Source organism: Bacillus sp. AG4(2022), from assembly GCF_031844465.1.
GTDB lineage: Bacteria > Bacillota > Bacilli > Bacillales > Cytobacillaceae > Bacillus_AB > Bacillus_AB infantis.
This window is the reverse complement of the sequence record NZ_JAUZVH010000004.1, coordinates 165,173-188,118: the sequence shown is the minus strand read 5'-3', so window position 1 is coordinate 188,118 and position 22,946 is coordinate 165,173. Positions and strand designations below refer to the sequence as shown.

Sequence of the window (22,946 nt, the reverse complement as noted above, 5' to 3'; positions counted from 1 at the left end):
TATTTCCTGAAGGTATTCCCTAAAATATGACTATTGAAACAACGCTGTTTATGAAGGAGCACAAAAAAATGCCGGAGCAGGATCCGGCATTTGATGATTTTATTATTCAGTGGAGCGCTCTTCTGGCAAAGTCAGTGAAACGAAATTTGTCCGGACGATGCCTGGATTCTGTGAACTGAAAAAGGCTGGCATCGTTCAGGTATACATGGCTCCTGATGACTACTACATTCTGGAAGCCATCAAGATCCAGAAGGGAGCGGTCCTCATCGGTGGGTTCCTCTACGATGATTTCCTTCTTGGCAAAGCTGATGTTCAGATTCAATTCTTTTTCAAGATACTGATAGATTGAATCTCTGCAAATGTCCTCTGACAGATGGGGAACATGCTTCTCAGCCAGAAAGTCGCGGTCAAGAATGATTCTTTCCCCTCCCATCTTTCTTGTCCGCAGGACGTCCCAGACCAGGTCGCCTTCCTCCAGCTGCAATTCCTTTTTGATGAAACCCCTGGCTTTTCCAAGACTCAAGCCGTTCAAAATCGTCTGTGGCGCTTCACTCATCTTGCCTGCCAGCTCCTTGAAACTGACCAGACCGGACACAGGGAAGTCGAATTTGGAAGTATTAAGGACCATCGAGCCTTTCCCCCTTATTTTCTGAATATAGCCATTTTGGGCAAGGAGATTCAATGCTTTGCGGATGGTTTCCCTTGAAGCCTGATATTCTTTTACCATTTCATTCTCAGACGGCAGAAAGGTTTCTGGTTTAATGCTTCCGCTCCTGATTTGCTCCGTGAGGCTTTGGCAGATATCTAGATACTTCTTTCTCATATAACAATCCCCAATCATTATTTATATCAGGCAAAGAAAAAGGAAGGGAGAATCACCCGTCCCCCTTCCTGTATGCAGTTAGACAGCTGCACTCTGTTTCTTTTGCTTTTTGAAAGTAAAATTCTTTACGCCTGTTTTAGCGAAGATGGTAGTCAGGACGAACGGAACGACAATCGCAATGATCATGCAGATGGCAAATGTTCCGATATACTGTGCCTGAATCGAAAGAATACCAGGCAGTCCGCCAACACCGATTGAGTTGGCCATGACGCCGCTCGCTACAGAGACAACCCCTGCAATCATCGATCCAATCATGGCAGCCAGGAATGGGAACCCGTATTTCAGGTTGATCCCGAACATCGCAGGCTCGGTTACGCCAAGGTAGCAGGAAATGGCCGCAGGGATGGAAACCTGCTTTTCTTCCTCATTTTTGCGGTTGATGAAGATCATGGCCAATACGGCTGATCCTTGGGCAATATTTGAAATGGCGATCATTGGCCACAGATTCGTTCCGCCGAGCTCACTCATCAGCTGAAGGTCAATGGCATTTGTCATATGATGCAAGCCGGTAATAACCAGTGGTGCGTACACGAAGCCAAACACTGCTGCAAACAGCCAGCCGAATGAAGAAGTCAGGCTGGAATACACAACATCCGAAATTACGGAACCGATCTGCCAGCCGATAGGGCCCAGCACTGTATGCGCTATCAAGACAGTCGGAACTAGTGCAAGGAAAGGAACGACAATCATTGAGATAGAATTTGGAACCACTTTACGCAGTCTCGTTTCAAGGAAGCCTAATGTCAGACCAGCCAGGATGGCAGGAATAACCTGTGCCTGATAGCCGATCATATCAATTTGGGCAAATCCGAAGTCCCATTGCGGGATATCTCCTGCCCCTGCGCCGGCAACTCCATAGGCATTCAGCAGCTGCGGTGATACTAATGTAATACCAAGGACGATTCCAAGGATCTGGGATGCTCCCATCTTCTTGGCAACAGACCAGGTGATCCCGACAGGAAGGAAGTGGAATATCGCTTCGCCTATCAGCCACAGGAAAGCGTGGACGCCAGCCCAGAATTGGGAGATCTCAACAATGGTCTTGGTGCCATCTTCCATGAGCTTAATGTCACCGATTACATTTCTGAAGCCGAGAATCAAACCGCCGACTACAAGGGCGGGAATTAATGGTGTAAAAATTTCCGCCATATGCCCCATCATCCGCTGAAGCCAATTCTGGTTTTGCTTGGCCGCTGTTTTGGCTTCCTCTTTTGAAGTGCCTTCTACACCGGCAATCTTTGTGAATTCATTATAAAAGCTTGAAACTTCATTTCCGATTACGACCTGGAATTGGCCTGCTTGCGTGAAAGTGCCTTTTACAAGCTTAATGCTTTCAATTTTTTCAATATCAGCCTTTGATGGATCATTCAGAACAAAGCGCATGCGCGTCACACAATGTGTCACCGCTGCAATATTTTCCCGTCCGCCGATATGCTCCAGCAGCTCATTTGCAGGGCCTGTATATTTTGTCATAGGTATTCCCCCATATTTTATAATCAGCACATAAAAGATATAATAGCGCTTTCATTAACTTGTATATACAAATGCTGAGCTCTCTTAAAATTTAACTTATATATACAAGTTTGTCAACACAATCTTTTTCCCCTTTATAGGCAAATTACATGGTGATCGAATTGGATGGATTGCCGTCCTGCTTCTACAACAAAAAAAGCACCTGCCGTTTGAGCAGGTGCTTCCATATCTTACTCCGCAGATGAAAGTTCCTCTTCAGTAACCCATAAATGATTCTTTACTTCCGCCCCTCCGTCTTTGGGAGTGAAATCGATAACATAGACGGTCTTTTGCTCTGCTGTATCAATGACAGCCTCCGCCCCTTTCATCCCTTCCATATGCTCCGCTTCAATGATGGCCTCGCTGCCCGGTTTGAAGGGTTGCTCTCCAGCATCTTTAAGCTCTTCGTGAACGACCCATTTGTGGTTTTCTATCCGGTCGCCCCCTGTTACAGGGTCATAGGAAACTGTGTAAACCGTTGTGTCGTATGCAGCAGCCACCTTTGCTTCGGCTCCCTTCATCCCCGGCATATGTCCTTCTTCTATGATCACTTTGCTTCCCACTTTATATTTTGGATTCTCCGCTTCCTTCATGCCTTCAGGGATTTCCCCGCTGCCTGAATGATCCATTTCTGAATGGTCCATTCCCGCGTGATCCTCTTGCTCTCCTTCTGATTGGCCGCTTTGATGATGCTCTGTACTGTTTCCTCCATTGTCTTCACTTGTGTTGTCCTGATCGTTAGAGCTGCATGCCGCCAGGATCAGGGTCAGCATGAAAATTAATATAGCCAGTGTTTTTTTCATCATTTTCTTCCTCCTTCTTTTAATAAGAACTATTATTTCAGATAAAAATGCAGAATTTATGTAGATAGCTTTACATTTATATTTCCCTTACCTGATGATTTTTCTCCTCCAAAAGCGTTCCTTTAGATAGTTCTCTTCAATTTTTTTGCAAATGTTAATGATATAGTAGGTAGTGCCGGCTCTCATCTGCTTAGCGCCTGGCCTGGAAACGGAGGGACTTTATGAATAAAATATCGACAAAGCTGGCTGCCTGGTTTCTACTTGCTGTTTTAGTCCTGGAATCTTTTTTAATGTTTTATTTATACAACAATATCATCGACTCGCGGGTGGATGAGGAGTTTAAATCCATTCTCTCAAGAGGCAACAGCCACCGGGATGTGCTGGAGGACAGTTATACTGAAGGCACACTCAGCCATATCGCGCTAATGGAATCGAAGACGGAGACAGAAGTCGTCATTACTGATTTAGATAAACAGATCATTGTAAGTTCGAGAAGCCTTTCTGGAAGAATGAAGGAGATTATGGCAAGGCATTCTTCTGATGTTTCAAGAGATGGGACTGTCATTGAATCCAACTGGAGGGAAATGCGTTATCTTGCGACAGTGACCCGGTTCAGCAGCTCAGGCCAAGAAGGCTATGTGTATATGTTTAAGGATACCGCTCCATTGAGGCAGCTGATTGAAAAATTAAACCACCACTTTTTTCTTGCAAGTGTTCTTAGCTTATTGGCGATTGCCTTCATCTATTTTCTTTTATCCAAGTTCCTGACACGCCCTTTGATCAAAATGAAGGAAGCAACTGAGCAACTAAGCAAAGGGCATTTTCAGGTAAAACTTCCTCCGGCCGGCAAAGATGAATTAGGAGAGCTGTCCACTTCCATCCAGAAGCTTGCCAGCGACCTGGAGAATATCCAGAAAAGCCGCCTTGATTTCCTGGCCAGCATCTCACATGAATTGCGTACTCCCCTGACCTATATGCAGGGCTATACAGCAGTCGCCCTGCGGGAAGGCCTGCCAGACAGTGAACGGCGGGAATATCTGGAGATCATCCAGGATGAATCCGCAAGGCTCGGTAACCTGATTGATAACCTTTTCCAGCTGGCCAAGATTGACCAGACCAATTTTACAATCCAGAAGCAGGAAATCGACCTGTGCAGGATGCTGGGGGAACTTACAGCAAAAGTCAAGCCTGCGTTCAGCGGGAAAAACATAGAGCTTCAAACTTGCTGTAAGGAAGGGCTTACGCTGTCAGCTGACCCATTAAGGTTTGAGCAGATAATCTATAACCTGCTTGATAATGCATTAAAATACTCTGATGAATATACGAAAACAGCTGTACATGCTGAACAAACAGCAAAAGGGACAGTAAAGATCCTGATTGAGGATCAAGGTAAGGGAATCCCGCAAGCAGATCTTAAATATGTATTTGACAGGCTGTACAGGGTCGATAAGTCAAGATCGCGCGAGAACGGCGGCTCCGGCCTCGGACTCTCGATTGTAAAGGAATTAGTGGAGGCCCATGGGGGCACCATCCGCATTTCCAGCCAGGAGAATAAAGGAACAATCGTTGAGATTGAAATTTAAAGAGGTGACGCTTTTTGAAAACCATTTTGCTTGTTGATGACGAGGAACGGATGAAGAATCTGCTGGCCCTGTTCCTGGAGCCGCATGGCTACAAAACCTTGAGGGCGAATGGAGGATACGAAGCGATTCAGCTGGTCAAACGAATGCAGGTCGACATGCTGCTGCTCGATATCATGATGCCAGAGCTCGACGGTTTGGAAACGTGCCGGAAAATAAGGGAATTTTCGAATATCCCTGTCATTATGGTTACAGCCAGAAGCGATAATATGGATATGGTAAAGGGATTTGATTGCGGAGCCGATGACTATGTGACCAAGCCTTTCGATGAGAGGGTGCTGCTCGCGCGGGTGAATGCTTTGTTCAGGAGGCAGCAAATCCAGCAGGATGCAAAAGAAATCATCCGCGGGGATTTCAAACTGGATACGGATTCATATACATTAAAGTATAAAGGGAAAGCCGTTTCGTTGACCTTAAAGGAATTCCTGCTGCTCGAAACACTAATGAAACACCCTGAACGCGTATATACACGGGACCAGCTGCTGGCAGTCGCATGGGATATTAATGCCAGCACAGAAATCAGGACGGTAGACTCTCATGTAAGGAATCTGCGCGAGAAATTAAAGCGGGCTTCCTTTCCAATAGAAAAGCATTTGGCAACCGTATGGGGCATTGGCTATCAATGGAAAATAAAATAAAAAGGAAAGTATGCACACATTCTGCAAACTTAAAGGGGATTTAACCTATAACCCCAACTTAAGAAAAGGAGTGAGCAGAATTGAAACCATACTGGAAATTTGCCGGAATGGTCGTGACCTCTACCATTATTATGTTCCTATTTAAATATTGGAGCACCTTTAAGGTGGATCATATCTTCTTCAGCGAGATGCGCGCATACATGGCTTTGCTGATGGGGGCAACCATGGCTGTGATCATGCTTCTCTTCATGAGAAATATGCTGAAAAACAAGAAAGCCAACATAGGCATCCTGACTGGCAGCATCCTCTTATTCTTTTTATCGCTATTCCTGATCCGGAGCCAGGCGCTTGTCGATGATGTCGATTATATGGAAGGCATGATTCCCCACCATTCCATCGCAATATTGACAAGCGAGCGTGCACAAATATCGGATCCAAGAGTAAGGAAGCTCGCAGATGAAATCATTAAAGCGCAGGTTAGGGAAATCGACGAAATGAAGCAGCTTATTGAAGATCTTAAAGATGAGGAATAATTGAAAAGAAAAATCAGCCTGGCAGGCTGATTTTTTCTTTTTACTGACCTCTCCAGCTCCTAAGCTATATCTGATGCTCCACCACAACCGTCATCCAGCCCTCTGCGTATTCCGCATAGATCCTTCCGCCATGCAGCTCGACAATCCTTTTCGATATGGCCAGCCCAAGGCCGGTTCCCTGGTTTTCTGTTCTCGCTTTTTCTCCTGTGACAAACCGGTCGAATAATTGATTCAAGTCGGCAACAGGAGGCTTATCCGTTCTATTGGAAATTTTCAGTACGGCCCTGGAACCCTCGGCATCCAGAGAGATTTCTATTGAAGACGGCTTCGTGCTGTATTTTATGCTGTTCGAGAAAAGATTTTCATAGACTCGGACCATCATTTCCACGTCCATCAAAATCTGGACTGGCTCTTCTGTAATAGCAGAATCAACGGTGAGCTGCTCCCGTTCCATGATAGGCATATACTCGCCGGCCATTTGCCTCAATAAAGCTGAGAGGTCGACCTTATCCATATTCAAGAGAACATCAGGACTGGCCAGCCGTGTGTAATCCAATAATTCATTCATGAGCGACTTAAGCCTTTGCGACTTTGAATAAGTTGTTTCCAGATACTCCTTTAATTCTGTGGTGTCCTGGTATTGCCCTTTTCTCAAGAGATCCAGATAGCCGATAATTGAGGTTAACGGCGTCCTTAAGTCATGGGAAACATTGGTGATCAGTTCATTCTTGGCGTTCTCAAGGCTTCTTTCATGCTCGAATCTGCTCTCAAGCTCCTTGGACATAAAATTAATATTACCGGCGAGCTGGGATAGTTCATCCTTCCCTTTGATATTGATCGTCAAGCCCAGCTGTCCTCCGGCTATTTCCTGGACACGATCGCTGATCATTTTCAAATAGAAAATCTTCTTGCGTACCAGCAAAAGGAAAACCAAAATGAAGCTTAAAATAATTATGGAAAAGAACAGGAACATGGTGACATTGTAAATCGGCACACTCAGCTCAGTCAGAAACTTAACATCATACATCCTGAAAATCATTTGAGAAAGCACAACCATCACAAAGAAAGATGCTGCAAAGCTGATGGCGATAGACCCCAGCAGTTTAAAAAACAGCCTGTTTTTCAGCATCATATCTTGTATCCCACTCCCCAGATGGTTTTGATGTAGATCGGATGCTTGGGATCTTCCTCGATTTTCTCCCTGATTTTTGTAATATGGACCATGACTGTGTTGTCCGACTTCAGCAGGTCTTCTTTCCAGACAGATTCATAAATCTTGCTGACGCTCATGACAATTCCTTTATTCCTCGCAAGCAGCTCCAGAATGTCAAACTCCTTCGGGGTGAGCCTGATCTCTTTTCGGCCTGCATACACCAGCCTTGTATCTGTATTAATCTCCAGGCTGCCAATCACAATCACATTTTTATCTGCTTCCGATTCTGTATTGTATTTCTTGTATCGCCTCAGGTGAGACTTGACCCTTGCGATCAGCTCAAGCGGGTTGAACGGCTTTGACATATAATCGTCTGCCCCAGAGGTCAACCCTTGGATTTTGTCCATATCCTCCGATTTCGCCGAGAGCATGATGATCGGCATATGCTGTTCTTCCCTGATTTTCATGCATGCTTCTATGCCATCCATTTCCGGCATCATTATATCCAGGATGATCAAATCGAATGCCTGCACTTCCAGCTTGCCTAAAGCTTCCAGGGCATTTTTTGCCTGGCTTGTCTCCAGTCCTTCATTTTCCAGATATACCGAAATCAGATGCCTGATTTCTTTATCATCGTCCACGATTAAAATATGGCCATCCACCCGTAACACATCCCATCATACTTCTTGTTTATCGTTGCTGCAGCTCATTACATAAGCCGGCGGAAAATTGCGGTACTCCCGCTTAATTTCTATATTCTTAAAAAATTGCTCTATATATGCTTTTTTCAGCATTGTATATTGAAAGGTGATAAAATGCCCGTCAGACCCCAGCAGCTTTCTGGTGTTATTTAAGATAGCATGGGACACAGGCTCAGGCAAACTGGCAAAAGGCAGTCCGGAGATGACAAAATCTATCTTCCCGAGCCCGTGGCTTTCAATATAAAAATCTATCTTCTCTGCCGACCCGTTAACAATGATCAAATTTTCTTCGTCCTGATATTTCTCCTTCAGCAAAGAATAAAATTCCAAATTGTTTTCAATCAGCAGGACGGTAGCATCAGGATGTCTGCAATTCAGGATCTTTTGGGTGAACACGCCTGTTCCAGGGCCATACTCGACAATCAATCTTGCGCTCCCGAATGCTGGGTCACTGACCATCTTTTCAGCCAGATAGCCGGTGCTTGGCAAGAGTGCCCCAACCTTTCTTGGATGCTTCAAATATTGCTGCAGGAATATATTCCCCTTCATTTCGCTTCACTCCATCTGTCGAATTTATACCTTTAGCATAAATTCAAAACCTGAAGAATTTCTTATGGAATTTATTAAGAATCATTAAGATGCTTATAAAGTAGTATGGGCTGGAGAACTCAAAAAAAGCCGCCTTCATGGCAGCTCAGATTTTAACCTTTATAAGAATAAGCCGGACTCCCTTTCACTTCGGTTTTTACCCTGAACAGCCCGCCTGACAAAGGATACTCTTTCAGCTGTTCTTCGTTCAGCCCATCTCTTGCAGTGGTGATGTACAAGTCCTTTAGGTCCCCACCCCCAAATGTACAGCAAGTCACGTTCTTGGCAGGGACCTTTATTTCTGACAGCCGCTTACCTGTATGGGGGTTCCACCTCGATACCTTGCCGCCGCAATAGTGGGCAATCCACAGCATTCCCTCTCCATCAATCGTCATCCCGTCTGGCGCACCGTCTCCTTCCGGAAAGCTGATGACTTCAGTGCGGTTTTCAATTGCCCCCGTTTCGAGGTCAAAATCAAAGCGGCTGATTTCTTTTGTTGGTGTATCGATAAAATACATGAATCTGTTATCCGGTGACCAAGCGAGGCCATTCGAAATGCCAAGCTGACCCAACTTTTTCTCAACTTGCTTATCAGTATCCAGACAATACAGCGACCCTTCAGCACCTGCACCCTGCTTATCCATCGTACCTGCCCAGAACCGGCCGGCAGGATCGCACTTGCCGTCGTTAAAACGATTAGTGGGAATATCGCTCTCTAATTCTATTATTAATGTGAGCTTCTCTGTATTGAAGTTAAGAAGATAAAGGCCATCCTCCAACGCTACTGCCGCTTCCTCCGCGTTTCTCGGCACAATCGTTCCTATATTCTGATCCAGCTTGATCTCCCGGTTTTCTCCTGAATCCGGGTTGAAGATATTCACCTTTTTCTCCTTGATATCCACCCAGTATAATAACTGCTTCTCTGCGTCCCAGCATGGACCCTCGCCGAGTGTTGCCTTTGCATCCAGGACTAATTCTGCTTCTCCCATTTTTAACACCTCGTCAATTGTTTAAGATTTACTTTATTATAAACTTTCCCGGGAGGAAGCGGCGGGAAACTCACAAGCAAACAATATAACAAACGGCTGTCAACTTAGTCGACAGCCTGGAGTGCAGCATGCTTTAAGGGCACTTATAAATTTTTTAGCAGATGGGTTCGAGTTTTCTTAGCTGGAACCATTATTTCGACTTTTCCCTGAAATAGTGGCTCCAGCTCTCTTACCTGGAACCACTATTCCGGCTTTTCTCTGAAATAGTGGCTCCAGCCCATTCATCTAGAACCACTATCCCGGCTTTTCTCTGAAATAGTGGCTCCAGCTCTCTTACCTGGAACCACTATTCCTGCGTTTTTCTGAGATAGTGGCTCCAGCTCTCTCATCTAGAACCACTATCCCGACTTTTCTCTGAAATAGTGGTTCCAGCTCTCTCATCTGGAGCCACTATTCCGGCTTTTCCCTGAAATAGTGGCTCCAGCTCTCTCATCTAGAACCACTATTCCGGTTTTTATCTGAAATAGTGGCTCCAGCTCTCTTACCTGGAACCACTATTCCTGCTTTTCTCTGAAATAGTGGCTCCAGCTCTCTCCTGGAACGCTAAATTTCCTTCCGCTCCACCCGCCGGATCAGCTCTTCCAGCCAGTAAATCGTATGCTCCATCCTGGTTGAAACATAGCCTTCCATGAATTCTCTGATGTTCTGCTGTGCCTCGCCGACATGCTTCTCGGCGTCTATGCTGCTGATCTGCTCCCAGCGGGCCTTGATGGCGTCCAGCTTTTTTTCCAGGATGGTGATGACTTTGCCGCGCTCCACATATTTAATATTGGCGATCGCGACGACCATCTCCCCGATTTGAGTGGATTTCTCGAATTCCTTGTAGATTTTCTTCGGCAATTCTTCACGGCCTTTAGCTGTTATGCCAAACACCTGCTTATCAGGGCGGTGTTCCTCTTTGATAATTTCGACTGTCTCAATGAGGCCCTGCTTCGCCAGTGTATCGAAATGGTAGTACAGCTTGCTTTCCGTCAGTCCGCTCAGCTGATCGAGCGGGATTGGTTCAGAAAGCTGTTTTTTTAATTTATACGGATAATTATTATCCTCCATCAGTTTGCTTAGGATGAAAATTTGAATGGACATATTATATCCTCCTGCAAGAAGACTCTTCTTCTTATCATAGCAAAACTAGGCGGTGACTTCACCTGCAGCCTTGAGAGCATCACCTGCATCAAGCTCTGGAACCCCCACTGGTGCAGGTTTGTGAAGGAACGCAACAATGGCGATATTGATCAGCATCGCAGCTCCCCCTATTGCAGCCATTGACCAGAGGTAAGGGCTTGGGCTGATGCTGCTGTACATATTGGCCATGTAAGCCTGGACAGAATAATACATCGGAGAAATATGGCTCATCCATTGGAATGGAGCATACATCATTTCGCGTGAGATGGTAGCGCCATTTGCTAATGTCTGCATCAGCAGTATCGGCAGGTTCAAGACCATGCCCCCTTCTCCGATCAGGAAGATCAGGACTGCCGTGAAGTTGAAGCAGACCATATAGTTCAGGATCTGCTGGCCGGCCATGCCGAAGAACAGATCGCCGCTTGGCTCATTGACCAGATACGCCACTCCGACGGCAACAGCTGAGGATACAACAGCAATCAGGAGGGCTGTTAATTGAACATATAGGAACAACCTGGTTTTGCTTGCTTTGCCGCGGCTTTCTCTGAAAGCAGCGACCAGCTGCATCGCACCAATCATGGCACCAACATAGCCGGCCATTGTCAGGAACATCGGCAGCATATTATTATTCATGCCAGCTGGAATCTTATTGATTGAAATGACATTTCCGCTATAAGCTGTTTCAATTTTCTTAGCCATCTCTGCTGCCTGGTCTTCCGGCAGATTAAAGTTCATCAGGACACCCTGTGCGGTTTGCTGTGAGAACTGGCTGCGCAGCTGGTTGTTAATTTCACCGACGACAGATTTCATAGTAGAAGAAACGGTAGTGGCCGAGGCTTCATTAATTGTAAAATCAATGCCTGTCGATCCCTCACCTTTTTGCAGATCCGCAGAGAAGGTTTCCGGGATTCGCACGACTAAAGCCAGGTCATTATGATTCAGGTCCTTAATGGCCTGCTTATTGCTTATATCTGTTTCAATTTCTTTAAAAGGCAGATTCTCCTGGAGCTGTCCGGCAATCTGGGCACCATAAGCGCCAGCATCTTCATTCACAATCGCAATCGGCATTTGATCGACATTCCCTGGAATCGCAGAATAGCCCGGGAGAAAAATGCCAAGCATCGCAGCGGCATAGAAGATCCCCATGAAAATCGATGCGATGGCCCCTCGTGTTTTTAGAAACTGCGTAAATTTCATTGTTGCTTTCCTTCCTTCTGTGAAATTTATATTACTTTTATAAATATACTTTATTAAAAGTACTTTAATTTGAGTACTTTGTTAGTTTATTGCATCTTTTAGGGAAAGTCAACATAAAAAAACTGCAGGCTTGGCGCTATGAAACGCAGCTTGCAGTCCTTTGAAAGTATTTAGATCTGAAGGGCAAATCACTCAAGTATGTACTAAACCGCATCCTAAAACCAGCTCAAAATCAGCACAAACAATCCGACACCACAGACCAGAATCTCAAAAAAATGAACTCCGACAACAACCATATGGCTGCTGTTTTTTTGATGAAAGCCGAGAAATGGGGCGTGCTGGTTGATATACAGGCAGGCACAGGACACCAGTAGAGCGGCATTGAGATGAAATTCTGTCCTGAGAGAGGTGGCATAAGGGCTGTAGCCTTCCTGGTCAATCACAAGGCTGATTCCGTATTTCTTGGATAAAAGCAAAGACAAGTTCATCAGAATGAATACAAGGAGGGCGAGGCTGAACGGATGCCTGCGGTAATCAATGAAGCGCAGCCAGCGGTAAGCTTTGCCCGATTCATCATCTTCCTCCGGCTCGGCTTTCGCCATATAAAGAACGAACCCGGCTCCAGCAGCAGCTGGGATTACTGTGAAAACTACATCGAGCAGCGGAAAACCCGGAAAGGCAAAAAAGACCGCAGCCAGGATGATTATCACGGCAATCAGCAAAGCCCAAATACGCTTATCTCCGTTTTGTGCCTTTGCCGCTAAAGGCTGGATATATTCCCTCATATCTTTTCTTTTAGAACCAGGGAAGCCTGAATCGCTTCCGCCGGCCTGCCCCTTCAGCACTTCCATAAAAGTAAAAGATATGAGCATAAGAAGAAGTCCGGCAAAGAGCCATAGGTAGGCGGCGGGCGGATAAGGAGCCGGATCTTCATAGCTGCTGATTATCCATATACCATCGCCCAGCAGACAGATCAGGCCGGCAAGCATCAAGTATGGCGCTATTTTATAAAGGAGCATAAGTTTCCCTCTTTTTTTCGCTCTTTTTCTCTTATTATATCAAAGAGGAAGCAGATGGAAATTCCCTGTCGGCTTCAGACATGGATGCGCTTACTTTTTGTGGGAATCTTATATGCCTACTCAAAGAATGATGTATTGAGCCGGACAACCAGCTTTCCGAACATCTCCTTTTCTTCTTCTGTCCAGTTCTTTAGAACCTTGTAATAATGGGCCCTTCGGTTTGCGATATCTGCTTCCAGCTTTTCTTTTCCCAGGTCTGTAATCGAAAATACACTTACTCTGCCATCGTTTGGATCTGAGCAGCGTTTGATGAGCTCTTTCGCTTCAAGTGACGCAGCCTGTCTTGACAGTGTCGAGATATCAAGCTTAAAAGCTTCAGCAAGCTCCTTTACGCGGGCTGGGCCGAATTCATCAAGCTGTCTGAGAAGCAGATAGGCTGAGCGCTCCAGCTGGCCGATCTTTTTTTCCGACTGCTCAAGATAGACTGCCTTGCGGATGAAGGTCGCCAATTCGTATTCTATTAGTTCAACGTCGTTTTGTTTCTCTTTTGACATGCTTTCCCCTCCTGATATGGGTGGCACATAGATTGACAAAGCTTAAAATGCTTGTATAATACAAATATATACTTGTACTATACAAACATTTATCTGAAAAGTAAAGTGATTTTGAAAGGAGGAACGCTGTTCTTATTTTCCAGAACGGCTATGACTATCATGAAATGGCTTCAAATTGTCCTCCAAATCTGTGTACTATACGCCTTCACCTTTACTGGTGATGTAATCCAGCGGGCTTTTCATATACCAATACCAGGCAGCATTATCGGACTCTTGCTGCTGCTTGCCTGTCTGCTGCTTCATATTGTGCCGGTCATCTTTGTGAAAGACGGAGCAAGCTTCCTGCTGTCGATTCTGCCTCTCCTGTTCATCCCGTCGATGGCAGGTGTCGTCAATTATCCGAGCCTGCTTTCCGCTACCGGAGCAGTACTGGCTGCCATTGTTGTCGTGAGCACGATTGCCACGATCGCCGCTGCAGGCCTGATGAGCCAGTTTTTAGAAAACCGTGCCGATAAACGAAAGGAGAAAAGAGCGTGCAAAGCATTATCATCGCAATCCTGATGATTTTCTCGACCATCAGCATCTATATGGTGATGGCTTCTGTATATAAGCGGTATTCTTATCCTGTGTTCATTCCTGTCCTAACTTCAACTATCATTATTGTAGCCCTGCTTGCAGGACTGCATGTGCCATATAAGGAGTATATGACAGGCGGAAAATGGATCCACTTCCTGCTGGGTCCTGCCGTGACGGCCCTTGCCTACCCGCTTTATACCCAGCGGGAAGTCTTGAAAAAATACAGCCTGCCGGTACTTGGCGGTGTGTTCACGGGCTTGTTCACCGGTATGATCACCGGCATGCTGTTTGCTATGCTGCTCGGGATGAACCACGAGCTCATCCTGTCGCTCATCCCTAAATCGATAACCACGCCCGTTGCCATGCAGATCGCAGACGGTATTGGAGGCATTCCTTCCATGACCGTCATCTTTGTCACACTCGCCGGTTTCTCAGGTGTCCTATTAGGCCCTTCTATCATCAAGTGGGTACGGATCCGCTCCTCGCTTGGCCGCGGCATCGCACTCGGCAGCGCCTCACATGGACTCGGAACTTCAAAGGCGTCCGAGTACGGCGAAATCAGCGTCTCCATGAGCTCTGTATCCATGACTCTATGCGCTCTCCTCGGATCGGTGTTCGGCCCGATTATCGTGTGGCTGTTCCATATTTAAAGACAGCCTGCTTTCCATATTGGAAGGCAGGTTTTTCACATAACATGGATGTGCCTTTTCCATCTCCCCTAAGGGGCTTACTTCACAATCAGCACCGGACAAGCCGCCCGCTTGGCAACCTTATGGCTCACACTTCCCAGTACGAATTCCTGCAGGACATTCAGCCCCCTGCTTCCAATGATTACGATATCAGCTTGATTTTTATTGGCATAGTCGACAATGCAGGGGCCAGGGTCACCATCCAGTACAATGATTTCATATTGAACTCCGGATTCCTTTGCAAGCTTCTCAACCTCGGCAAGCCGCCTCTTTTTTCCCTCGCCAAGATTCGCAGTATTCCAGTGGCTCAGCGTTTCCGACTTTGCTTTATCAGGATCGGCGACATAGACGATTTCAATTTTAGACCCTGAACTGCACTTGGCGATATGGATGGCATTTTCTGCAGCTCTCTTGCTGTGCTCTGAACCATCTGTTGCTAATAATATCTTTTGGTACATATGATAACCTCCTGATATCAAAATGATGACGCTTTCAAATTTAAGGGAATAATACCTTACCTTCAACTCTATTTATATTCTAAATAGCTATGGCGCAGGATACAAAAGGAAATATCGCCCCCTTAATCATTTTTATTCCGCTCGCCTTTCTTTTAACAGGAACAAACCCGAAGATATCGTCCTCCTGCCGGATGGACGGCAGAAAACGATTTTGAAACCGGTGAGCAGACTTGTACAGCCGTTTTCGTTATTCCCCGCGCCGCTTTTCCTGATACAAGAGATGATGTTACAGTATAAGAGGCAGGCCAAATCTATTAACTGTCCGCCGAAATAAGTCAGGAAATTGAAAGAGGAGGACTTTTTAACATGAAAAACAAAGGCAAACATTACATAGCCATTTTTACACTTTTATTAGTCCTGTTGTTAGCCGCTTGCGAAAGCTCATCTGGTGTATCAAATGATGATACCGACAAGCAGCAAAATAATGATTCGTCTCAAAATGCAGATCATGATTCTTTTGGTGCCGACTCTCAAGCAGACGACTCAAATACCGGCGGCGCAAATACTGAGGACAGCTCCTCAGTGAAAGAAGAAGAACCTCCTGCTAATGATACGGAGAATAGCCTGAAGGAAGAGTATCTCCAAAAACTGAATGCCAGCAAAAAAGAAGCAGACGCTTTAGAAGCGGCAGATTCATCAACATACGCTTTGAAAAAAGTAGAAAATGACCGTTGGGAAATTTGGGATGACAGGCTCAATGAAATTTATGGAGTTCTACAAGATCGGCTTCCGGCAGAAGAGATGGAGTCTTTAAGGGAGGAACAGCGCGATTGGCTAAAGGAACGTGACGCCCGCGCATTGGAGGCATCCCTCAAATATGAAGGCGGTACACAGGAACATTTAGAATATGTTGCCGTCCTGGCCAATCTCACCGAAGAAAGATGCTATGAGCTGGTTGAAACTTATATGAATGAAGCTAAATAAGGGACACACATAAAGGCATTGCTTCTGCGCAATGCCTTTTCTTTTTAACTTCATGTATTGCGAAGCGGAAACAGTTCAACAGGGGATAGTCTTCCAGGCGGCTGATTTAGAAAAGCTAATGATCCGTTCCAGCACTGAAACCAATTGCCGCCCGCTAGAACTGGTTCTGCCAGATGCTAGTCCAGCTTTACGCTCACATGCTTCCCCTGCTCAACCACATCATGGGATTCATCGACAGCATCGCTCGTCAACAGATCCACCGATTGATAGTCATCATTCTTTTCCAGGATAAAGCCCATGCTGCCCTTTTTAACGGAATTGCCTTCGATTTCCCCGGTCAGCTCTTCCAGGTAAATGTCGTCTTCCCATGTTTTATGCTCGCCGCTGTTCATCTTCAGGGCCGCAATCGGATTAAATTTGACTGATGTATCGGAATTGTTTTCTATTTCAATGCTTACCTTTACAAAGTCGAATGCTTCTTCATGGGTAAAAGCATGGAAAAAGTCGATCATACTGTAGTCCGGTACATAGTGAAGCACCTTGACATCTTTGACTGTCATCGTTATCGGCCCGACCTTTATGGTCTCATTGACCGGGCTGTAGGCTTTCAGGGTAAGCTCGCCCTTGAGGTCCTTAACGGTCTCGCCAACAAGCACCAGATCGCGGTCGTCTGTCACCTGCGGATTGGGCACATATACATCCTTTTTGACTGCTGCAGAGGCCTTGACCGTCGCCTCGCCGCTGTCTGGGGTTTTTTGGGTTTCAGATTCCGCCGAACAGCCGGCAAGGGCCGCTGCCAGCATGATGAGAACCAGCTTTTTCAAGTGAGTATCCTCCCTTAAGAAAAAGCTCCCGATGCGCTGGGCAGCGGGAAGCTTATTGATGTATTAGTTATTGAACCACCAGTTTGACTTGTTTCCTTTGCTTTTCAGCAAATCGAAAATGATTTCGGCATGGTCTGTATTGTTTACCTGGCCGGCAAAGCGTTCTTTGTGAGGGCCGTAAGCATAAACTGGTACATCCTCACCTGTATGGCCGCCAGTAGTCCAGCCTGTGTAGGATCGCTTGTTAAAAATATTCTCGATTGCATTATCAATATCCACTGCCTTTTTTGAGGCTGCTGCATCTTTAACCGCCTTGATTTCCTCCGGTGTCAGGGCTAGCTGCTTCTGGTCGATGTACGTTTTCAGTGTTTTTTCAACATCTGCGCCATTGGCGATTTCTGCAGCCATGAAATCAGGTGTTTTCTTTGCAGCTTTGATTGGGTCCGCGAACCAGTTGTATACGCCGTAAGCTCCAATGGAGTAACCGCCTGTTGAGTGGTCAGCTGTTGCCACTACAAGTGTATTCTTGTCTTTCTTGGCAAATTCGATAGCTGCTTTATAAGCCTTCTCGAAGTCTTCCATTTCACTCATGGCCCCGACGATATCATTATCGTGGCCGGCCCAGTCGATCTGGCTTCCTTCTATCATCAGGAAAAAGCCGTCCTTGTCGTTATTCAAGCGTTTAATGGCTGCCTTTGTCATTTCCTCAAGTGATGGTGTCTCAGCCGGGCGATCGATCATCTTTGGAAGACCGCCTGGAGCGAACAAACCAAGAATCTGGTCATTCTTATCAGCCAGCAGCTGTTTTTTGTCCGTTACATAGCTGTAGCCATCCTTTTTGAACTCTTCTGTCAAGTTGCGGTCTTCCCGCACAAAGTTTGACAGGCCTCCGCCAAGAAGGACATCCACCTTATGCTTGCCATTGATCAGCTCATCATAATAATCATCTGCGATGCCATTCATGTTCTTGCGGGTTTCATCGTGTGCGCCAAATGAGGCAGGAGTCGCATGAGTAATCTCAGAAGTTGCCACAAGTCCTGTCGCTTTGCCTTTTTCCTTTGCGGCTTCCAGTACAGTTTTCACTTCTTTTTTGTCGTTATCAACGGCGATAGCGGCATTGTAGGTCTTAACGCCTGCTGACATCGCAGTCGCTGCAGATGCAGAGTCGGTGATATTTTCAGAAGGGTCTTCCGGATAGGTCATTTGCTGTCCGACAAGATATGGATCAAATGCAGTCTGTTCAACGCCAGGTGTTTTTGGGTTATCTTTCATATAGCGATAGGCTGAAGTATAGGAAACACCCATTCCATCGCCAATCAGGAAAATGACGTTTTTAACTTTTCCGCCTTTGTCTGCCTGTGCATCCTTCTCAGGAGCAAAAGACATGATGCTTCCAAGCGCAACAGCAGACATCACAGCGATAGGAAGAATTTTTTTGCTCAAACGGCCTTTCTTTAACATAGGATCAACCTCCTGTTATGTATGATTCTATTAAAACTATAAGGAAGTTTTGTTGACGGCAGTTTAAGAGATAGTAAAGGGATTGTAAAAAATGTATGAAAAATCTTGGTTGTGATATAAAGGAACCGCGAATATGTTTGCGCTGGCAGGTTGAAGTGCTTTGCGGCAGCGTTTAGTTGTCTTGAGTACCTCATGTCAGGTTTTTGAAGCACTGTGAGGGGCTGGTGAGCAATTCTGAGTGTCTCATGTTTGGATTTTGAGGTACTGTGAGGGGCTGTGGTACCCTTTTGAGTGCCTCAAATCTGGCTTTTGAAGCACTCTGAAGGGCTGGTGAGCAATTATGATTGCCTTATATCCGGCTTTTGAGGCACTCTGACACTCCGGTGAGCTCCCTAGAGTGCCTCATCTTACGGTTTTGAAGCACTCCGGCACCCCGGCAGGCTCTCTGGAGTGTCTTATATCATCCGATAGTACTTTTACAGCCAAACCCATCCCTTTTAAGAGTCTTATGTTTTCCACATCTGGATAATAATATTAAAAACCTTCCGAAATTCTCTTTACTTCATCTGTCAGTCCAATTTTTTTCATTGCCTCTATAACAACAACGTAAATTTCTGGATATTCCATCAGGTCAAGGTTAAGCTGGGTGTTCCTGAATAGTGCGAGCTTTGAGGCAGTGGGTGCTGCCAAAAGATACTCTTCCACCTTTTTCTTATCAGGCACTTGATGTGGTTGGAATGGAAAGGGAATATGTTCTTCGCCTTGAAGAAGCGGCGCTGTTACCCCCAAGCCATCCTGCGTTTGAATGCTTATTACTTTTTGACGCTCAATTGCTGCGGTTTCCACATATCGGTATGGATTCTCAATATGTGGCACCTGAATATTCTCCCGCAGAAACTTTTCCGCTTCCTCCCGAACCAGACTATCTTTTTCAGAAAGCATATTCGACAAGCTTTCGGCTTCTTCTGCCCAGCGCGCTTTAGCAGCCAGATACTTCTCTTCACTGCCGAATTGATTATAGAACAGACTGCTGTCAGTCAGATTAATACCCAGAAATTCTTTTATATTCCTGGCTACTATACGAGTTGGAGCGTCAAAATCCATAGGAGAAACACATACGATTGGCGCAGTCTCTAGATCAGCTGCAGAACCATAGTCAGTCAGAAATCCATAATGAACACCATCGACTCCAATTCTTCCAAAGACGACCACATCGCTAGGCGTGTTAAAATACCGGTCACCCTCCATCGAGAGGTAAAACTGAAAGCAAAGATAAAATTGCTCAGGGTCATCAAGCATACTTTCAAATTGAATTAATTTTTCAAGTGTTGCTGGTATATTGTATTTTCCAAAGTTACTATTCATTTTTTGCCCCTTGTATGTTTTAGATTATTCTACCAGTTCGAAGGGGATAGCGGACTCTATTCAACGCCTATATATCTTAAAATTTCTTGAAGCCCATCAACTTACGTCTAAAGCCTGTGATTTACTGCTCACACCCCATCTTCATCAAGCAGGAAAAAGTCAAACAATTCCCAATCCCCCCTTTAGCCCCCAAGCACCTAATGTTACACTAATAACAAATGGAATTATTTTGAAATGGGGTAGCTGGTATGGAAGACATCATATTAGAGATTAAGGATTTGAAAAAGAGCTATGGATCAAAGTCAGTACTGAATGGTGTTTTTTTTCAGGTGAAGCGCGGGGAGATCATTGGCTATATCGGTCCTAATGGTGCCGGGAAGAGTACGACTGTCAAAATTATGCTGGGGATTGAGGATGGTTATTCAGGCGGGGTGAAAATCTTTGGCCAGGATATTTCTAATGGAAAGATCGATTATAAAAGGAAAATCGGCTATGTGCCGGAGATTGCCGAGGTCTACGACAACCTGACTGGCCATGAGTATTTAACTTTTATCGGCGAGCTGTACGGAATTGATTCTGACCTTGCCAGCTATAAGGCAAAGACCTTGATGGAGCTGTTTGGCATCGGTGAGGTCTATTATTCCCGGATTGCTTCTTATTCGAAGGGAATGCGGCAGAAGCTGCTCATCATTTCGAGTTTATTGCATAATCCGGACCTCTTGTTTTTCGATGAGCCCATCAATGGCCTGGATGCGAACAGTGTCATGATTTTTAAAGAGATTATGGCCCAGCTGGCTGTGCAGGGTAAAACGATATTCTATTCTTCTCACATTATGGATGTGGTCGAAAAAATCAGCAGCCGCATCATCCTCCTTCATGACGGGAGGATCGCAGCTGATGGCACCTTTGAAGAGCTGCAGCAGACCACGGAAGGCTCGCTTGAACAGATTTTCAACCAGCTGACCGGATTTAGCGAGCATAAGGAACTTGGCGCCAGATTTGTCTCGATTGTAGGGGAGATGTAAGGATGCAGGACTATCAGACTCTCAAAATACTGGACCGTTTTGAGCGGATGTTCACCAGATTTGGCGTAGACTACAAGGTTATGAGAATGATCCTGCAAGTAAAGCTGACGATGGATGGGCGGCGTGTGCCAACCGTATTTGCACAGAATGCGAGGAGGGCAGAAGACAAGGAAAAGAGCAATCAGTATATAAAATCACTATGGATTTATGTTTTATTTGGACTGTTTATGATTCCCTTTCTGCTGATGGGTGAGAACTACCTTTTTCAGCTGAGCCTTTTTTATGGGATTTTCACCTTTTTTGTCATGACCTCGATGATTTCCGATTTTTCTTCGGTCCTGCTGGATATCCGCGACCGGAATATCCTGTTTCCCAAACCTGTTGACCGCAAGACGATCAATACGGCGAAGATGGTCCATGTTGTCATTTATCTATCATTCCTTACCATCGCGCTTGTCACGATTCCTTTGTTTGTCGGGCTTTTCAAAATTGGACCATTGTTCTTCCTGACCGCAGTCATCAACATCATCCTGATTGACCTGTTTATCGTAGGATTGACCGCGCTTATCTATCTGGCATTCCTGCGCTTCTTTGACGGGGAAAAATTAAAAGATCTTATCAATTATGTACAAATTGGTTTGTCGCTGATGATTATGGTCGGCTATCAATTGCTGATCCGCTCCTTCGCCATCATTGATTTCACCGTTTCACTGGAGCCAAAATGGTGGCAGGCATTCATCTTCCCGATGTGGTTTGGGGCCAATACGGAAATGGTGCTGAACGGCAGCTTCCAGCCGTTTTTTATCATCTTTACAGCTTTAAGCATCGTGGTTCCGCTCCTGAGCATCTGGATTTATACGAAATTCAATTCATCTTTTGAGCAAAACCTTCAGAAGCTTGCCTATCACGGAAAAGCGAAGGATAAGAAGCGCAGTAAAGCCGGCCAATTTTTCCTTAAGGTGCTTTGCCGTTCAAAGGAAGAAAGAGCATTCTTTAAATTTTCCAGCAGCATGATGAAAAATGAACGGGATTTTAAGTTGAAGGTATACCCTTCTTTAGGGTTTTCCATTGTTGTTCCGTTTCTAATGATTTTCAGCAGCTTTGATACAGACCTCAGCCGTCTGGAGGGGAGCAATTCCTATTTATCCATTTATTTCAGCATGATCATCATCCCGACCATCATGATCCTTCTCAAGTATTCAGGAAAATATAAAGGAGGCTGGATTTTCAGAGCCGCGCCTTTAGACCAGCTTGGCCCCATGTTTAGCGGTACCATAAAAGCTTTTATCATCAAGTTGTATCTTCCCATCTACTTTATATTGAGTGTGCTGTTTGTCCTGCTTTTCGGGGTAAGAATTGTGCCGGATCTTATTGTCGTGTTTATCAATGCCTGTGCCTATGCGGTCCTTTGCTTCATGATCCTGAAAACAGCGATTCCGTTTTCGGAGTCTTTTGATCAGTATAATCAGAACGGCAATGGTGTGATAATATTCGGGCTGATGCTGGTTGCCGGCTTATTTGCCGGGCTTCACTATTTCAGCACATTGCTGCCGTATGGGATCTATCTGTATTTGGCTATTGCCCTCATTTATCTGGCTGTTTTTTGGAAGCTGGCTTTTAAGGTTACTTGGAAGGACGTCCTTGAATAGGATGGCACAAAGAAGCCGCCATGTTTTGGCGGCTACTTTTTTTACTGCGACAGCGATTGTGCATATTGCTTTATAAGATTCTTTATCAAAGGATTCAGCTCTTCAGGGAGCTCATCTGCTCTGAAAAATTTTGCCTCAGTCGTTTCCAGTCCGTCCGCTTTAAGATCGCCGCCCTTAATATCCTTCGAGATATAGGCAATTGTCACAGGATAAAATTCATCACCGTTCGGCAATTTCACATGATGCTCTTTTCCTGAAAACACACCTGCCAAATCAAGCCTTCCTATTTCAATGCCGGTTTCCTCCAATACTTCCCTTCTTCCTGCTTCTTCAGTGGATTCGCCCAATTCAATGAATCCCCCGGGAACGCCCCAGCGGCCGTCTATTCTTTTTTGCAGCAAAAATTCTCCCATATCATTGATGACCGCTACTGCAACGCCAACCAATATCAGCGGCTCATTGCCGACAGCTCTGCGCAAATCTTCTATATACCCCATAATGACCTCCCTAGTTACCCGCTATG

The 22,946-nt window shown here is 45.4% G+C and carries 24 protein-coding genes; 8 read left to right on the top strand and 16 right to left on the bottom strand.

What is annotated here, in order from left to right:
- Positions 1–106: 106 nt before the first annotated feature.
- The 3 genes from treR to Q9R36_RS12625 form a co-directional block, all read right to left on the bottom strand.
- Positions 107–823: a trehalose operon repressor gene (gene treR / locus Q9R36_RS12635; RefSeq protein ID WP_311225227.1), complete on the bottom strand. Its 717-nt coding sequence runs from the start codon at positions 821–823 to the stop codon at positions 107–109.
- A 78-nt stretch (positions 824–901) separates the two neighbouring features.
- Complete coding sequence (gene treP, locus Q9R36_RS12630; RefSeq protein ID WP_257992831.1) at positions 902–2,356, bottom strand: PTS system trehalose-specific EIIBC component; 1,455 nt, start codon at positions 2,354–2,356, stop codon at positions 902–904.
- Between the two features lie 230 nt (positions 2,357–2,586).
- A complete protein-coding gene (locus Q9R36_RS12625; RefSeq protein WP_311225226.1) occupies positions 2,587–3,201 on the bottom strand; it encodes a YdhK family protein in 615 nt (204 codons plus the stop codon).
- A 218-nt stretch (positions 3,202–3,419) separates the two neighbouring features.
- Here Q9R36_RS12625 and Q9R36_RS12620 point away from each other — a divergent pair, with 218 nt between their 5' ends.
- The 3 genes from Q9R36_RS12620 to Q9R36_RS12610 all read left to right on the top strand — a co-directional run bounded on the left by Q9R36_RS12620 (position 3,420) and on the right by Q9R36_RS12610 (position 6,009).
- A complete protein-coding gene (locus tag Q9R36_RS12620) occupies positions 3,420–4,781 on the top strand; it encodes a sensor histidine kinase (RefSeq protein WP_311225225.1) in 1,362 nt (453 codons plus the stop codon).
- Between the two features lie 14 nt (positions 4,782–4,795).
- Entirely contained in the window at positions 4,796–5,476 is a 681-nt protein-coding gene (locus tag Q9R36_RS12615) for a response regulator transcription factor (protein WP_311225224.1), read from the top strand.
- Between the two features lie 80 nt (positions 5,477–5,556).
- The gene (locus Q9R36_RS12610) at positions 5,557–6,009 is read left to right on the top strand and encodes a DUF305 domain-containing protein (protein ID WP_257992835.1); all 453 of its coding nucleotides are present in this window, start codon (positions 5,557–5,559) and stop codon (positions 6,007–6,009) included.
- 64 nt (positions 6,010–6,073) lie between these two features.
- Here Q9R36_RS12610 and Q9R36_RS12605 read toward each other — a convergent pair whose 3' ends face one another.
- From Q9R36_RS12605 to Q9R36_RS12570, 8 genes are all read right to left on the bottom strand, one after another.
- Positions 6,074–7,141, bottom strand: coding sequence for a sensor histidine kinase (locus Q9R36_RS12605; RefSeq protein ID WP_396137114.1), 1,068 nt, complete (start codon positions 7,139–7,141; stop codon positions 6,074–6,076).
- A complete protein-coding gene (locus Q9R36_RS12600; protein ID WP_311225223.1) occupies positions 7,138–7,824 on the bottom strand; it encodes a response regulator transcription factor in 687 nt (228 codons plus the stop codon). Before Q9R36_RS12600 ends, Q9R36_RS12605 begins: the two co-directional genes overlap by 4 nt.
- 15 nt (positions 7,825–7,839) lie before the next feature.
- Positions 7,840–8,412 carry a class I SAM-dependent methyltransferase gene (locus Q9R36_RS12595; protein WP_311225222.1) on the bottom strand — a complete coding sequence of 191 codons (573 nt, stop codon included), beginning with the start codon at positions 8,410–8,412 and terminating at the stop codon, positions 7,840–7,842.
- A 152-nt stretch (positions 8,413–8,564) separates the two neighbouring features.
- A complete protein-coding gene (locus Q9R36_RS12590; protein WP_311225221.1) occupies positions 8,565–9,440 on the bottom strand; it encodes an SMP-30/gluconolactonase/LRE family protein in 876 nt (291 codons plus the stop codon).
- 603 nt (positions 9,441–10,043) lie between these two features.
- A complete protein-coding gene (locus Q9R36_RS12585) occupies positions 10,044–10,583 on the bottom strand; it encodes a PadR family transcriptional regulator (RefSeq protein ID WP_224901638.1) in 540 nt (179 codons plus the stop codon).
- 45 nt (positions 10,584–10,628) lie between these two features.
- Positions 10,629–11,819, bottom strand: a complete 1,191-nt coding sequence (locus tag Q9R36_RS12580; RefSeq protein WP_257992849.1) for a YhgE/Pip domain-containing protein — start codon at positions 11,817–11,819, stop codon at positions 10,629–10,631.
- A 215-nt stretch (positions 11,820–12,034) separates the two neighbouring features.
- On the bottom strand, positions 12,035–12,838 hold the full coding sequence (locus Q9R36_RS12575; protein ID WP_311225220.1) for a hypothetical protein: 804 nt from the start codon (positions 12,836–12,838) through the stop codon (positions 12,035–12,037).
- A gap of 116 nt (positions 12,839–12,954) precedes the next feature.
- Positions 12,955–13,392: a MarR family winged helix-turn-helix transcriptional regulator gene (locus Q9R36_RS12570; RefSeq protein ID WP_311225219.1), complete on the bottom strand. Its 438-nt coding sequence runs from the start codon at positions 13,390–13,392 to the stop codon at positions 12,955–12,957.
- Positions 13,393–13,551: 159 nt separating this feature from the next.
- Between Q9R36_RS12570 and Q9R36_RS12565 the strand changes: the two genes are divergently transcribed.
- Together Q9R36_RS12565 and Q9R36_RS12560 are read left to right on the top strand one after the other, a co-directional pair.
- Complete coding sequence (locus Q9R36_RS12565; RefSeq protein ID WP_311225218.1) at positions 13,552–13,953, top strand: CidA/LrgA family holin-like protein; 402 nt, start codon at positions 13,552–13,554, stop codon at positions 13,951–13,953.
- The gene (locus Q9R36_RS12560) at positions 13,926–14,618 is read left to right on the top strand and encodes an LrgB family protein (RefSeq protein ID WP_311225217.1); all 693 of its coding nucleotides are present in this window, start codon (positions 13,926–13,928) and stop codon (positions 14,616–14,618) included. Before Q9R36_RS12565 ends, Q9R36_RS12560 begins: the two co-directional genes overlap by 28 nt.
- Before the next feature lie 77 nt (positions 14,619–14,695).
- Here Q9R36_RS12560 and Q9R36_RS12555 read toward each other — a convergent pair whose 3' ends face one another.
- On the bottom strand, positions 14,696–15,115 hold the full coding sequence (locus Q9R36_RS12555) for a universal stress protein (protein WP_257992853.1): 420 nt from the start codon (positions 15,113–15,115) through the stop codon (positions 14,696–14,698).
- A 366-nt stretch (positions 15,116–15,481) separates the two neighbouring features.
- On the opposite strand from Q9R36_RS12555, the gene Q9R36_RS12550 reads away from it, so the two are divergent.
- Positions 15,482–16,099 (top strand): lysozyme inhibitor LprI family protein, encoded by a 618-nt coding sequence (locus Q9R36_RS12550; RefSeq protein ID WP_311225216.1) that lies wholly within the window; start codon positions 15,482–15,484, stop codon positions 16,097–16,099.
- A gap of 176 nt (positions 16,100–16,275) precedes the next feature.
- Here the strand turns inward: Q9R36_RS12550 and Q9R36_RS12545 are convergent, their stop codons facing one another.
- The 3 genes from Q9R36_RS12545 to Q9R36_RS12535 all read right to left on the bottom strand — a co-directional run bounded on the left by Q9R36_RS12545 (position 16,276) and on the right by Q9R36_RS12535 (position 19,749).
- Positions 16,276–16,923 (bottom strand): DUF4352 domain-containing protein, encoded by a 648-nt coding sequence (locus Q9R36_RS12545; protein ID WP_311225215.1) that lies wholly within the window; start codon positions 16,921–16,923, stop codon positions 16,276–16,278.
- 63 nt (positions 16,924–16,986) lie between these two features.
- Positions 16,987–18,384 carry an alkaline phosphatase gene (locus Q9R36_RS12540; RefSeq protein ID WP_311225214.1) on the bottom strand — a complete coding sequence of 466 codons (1,398 nt, stop codon included), beginning with the start codon at positions 18,382–18,384 and terminating at the stop codon, positions 16,987–16,989.
- A gap of 534 nt (positions 18,385–18,918) precedes the next feature.
- A complete protein-coding gene (locus Q9R36_RS12535; protein WP_311225213.1) occupies positions 18,919–19,749 on the bottom strand; it encodes a hypothetical protein in 831 nt (276 codons plus the stop codon).
- Between the two features lie 248 nt (positions 19,750–19,997).
- Here Q9R36_RS12535 and Q9R36_RS12530 point away from each other — a divergent pair, with 248 nt between their 5' ends.
- Complete coding sequence (locus Q9R36_RS12530) at positions 19,998–20,774, top strand: ABC transporter ATP-binding protein (protein WP_311225212.1); 777 nt, start codon at positions 19,998–20,000, stop codon at positions 20,772–20,774.
- A gap of 2 nt (positions 20,775–20,776) precedes the next feature.
- Positions 20,777–22,423: a hypothetical protein gene (locus tag Q9R36_RS12525; RefSeq protein WP_311225211.1), complete on the top strand. Its 1,647-nt coding sequence runs from the start codon at positions 20,777–20,779 to the stop codon at positions 22,421–22,423.
- 41 nt (positions 22,424–22,464) lie between these two features.
- Here the strand turns inward: Q9R36_RS12525 and Q9R36_RS12520 are convergent, their stop codons facing one another.
- Positions 22,465–22,920, bottom strand: a complete 456-nt coding sequence (locus tag Q9R36_RS12520; protein ID WP_311225210.1) for an NUDIX hydrolase — start codon at positions 22,918–22,920, stop codon at positions 22,465–22,467.
- Positions 22,921–22,946: the final 26 nt, after the last annotated feature.

Excerpts from the sequence above, each read along its gene's own strand:
- Q9R36_RS12570 (WP_311225219.1), bottom strand. The coding sequence starts at position 13,392 with ATGTCAAAAGAGAAACAAAACGACGTTGAACTAATAGAATACGAATTG.
- Q9R36_RS12535 (WP_311225213.1), bottom strand. The coding sequence starts at position 19,749 with ATGAATAGTAACTTTGGAAAATACAATATACCAGCAACACTTGAAAAA.
- Q9R36_RS12575 (WP_311225220.1), bottom strand. The coding sequence starts at position 12,838 with ATGCTCCTTTATAAAATAGCGCCATACTTGATGCTTGCCGGCCTGATC.
- Q9R36_RS12605 (WP_396137114.1), bottom strand. The coding sequence starts at position 7,141 with ATGATGCTGAAAAACAGGCTGTTTTTTAAACTGCTGGGGTCTATCGCC.
- Q9R36_RS12550 (WP_311225216.1), top strand. The coding sequence starts at position 15,482 with ATGAAAAACAAAGGCAAACATTACATAGCCATTTTTACACTTTTATTA.
- Q9R36_RS12520 (WP_311225210.1), bottom strand. The coding sequence starts at position 22,920 with ATGGGGTATATAGAAGATTTGCGCAGAGCTGTCGGCAATGAGCCGCTG.
- Q9R36_RS12580 (WP_257992849.1), bottom strand. The coding sequence starts at position 11,819 with ATGAAATTTACGCAGTTTCTAAAAACACGAGGGGCCATCGCATCGATT.
- Q9R36_RS12565 (WP_311225218.1), top strand. The coding sequence starts at position 13,552 with ATGAAATGGCTTCAAATTGTCCTCCAAATCTGTGTACTATACGCCTTC.
- treP (WP_257992831.1), bottom strand. The coding sequence starts at position 2,356 with ATGACAAAATATACAGGCCCTGCAAATGAGCTGCTGGAGCATATCGGC.
- Q9R36_RS12595 (WP_311225222.1), bottom strand. The coding sequence starts at position 8,412 with ATGAAGGGGAATATATTCCTGCAGCAATATTTGAAGCATCCAAGAAAG.
- Q9R36_RS12625 (WP_311225226.1), bottom strand. The coding sequence starts at position 3,201 with ATGATGAAAAAAACACTGGCTATATTAATTTTCATGCTGACCCTGATC.
- Q9R36_RS12590 (WP_311225221.1), bottom strand. The coding sequence starts at position 9,440 with ATGGGAGAAGCAGAATTAGTCCTGGATGCAAAGGCAACACTCGGCGAG.
- treR (WP_311225227.1), bottom strand. The coding sequence starts at position 823 with ATGAGAAAGAAGTATCTAGATATCTGCCAAAGCCTCACGGAGCAAATC.
- Q9R36_RS12620 (WP_311225225.1), top strand. The coding sequence starts at position 3,420 with ATGAATAAAATATCGACAAAGCTGGCTGCCTGGTTTCTACTTGCTGTT.
- Q9R36_RS12530 (WP_311225212.1), top strand. The coding sequence starts at position 19,998 with ATGGAAGACATCATATTAGAGATTAAGGATTTGAAAAAGAGCTATGGA.
- Q9R36_RS12540 (WP_311225214.1), bottom strand. The coding sequence starts at position 18,384 with ATGTTAAAGAAAGGCCGTTTGAGCAAAAAAATTCTTCCTATCGCTGTG.
- Q9R36_RS12585 (WP_224901638.1), bottom strand. The coding sequence starts at position 10,583 with ATGTCCATTCAAATTTTCATCCTAAGCAAACTGATGGAGGATAATAAT.
- Q9R36_RS12555 (WP_257992853.1), bottom strand. The coding sequence starts at position 15,115 with ATGTACCAAAAGATATTATTAGCAACAGATGGTTCAGAGCACAGCAAG.
- Q9R36_RS12525 (WP_311225211.1), top strand. The coding sequence starts at position 20,777 with ATGCAGGACTATCAGACTCTCAAAATACTGGACCGTTTTGAGCGGATG.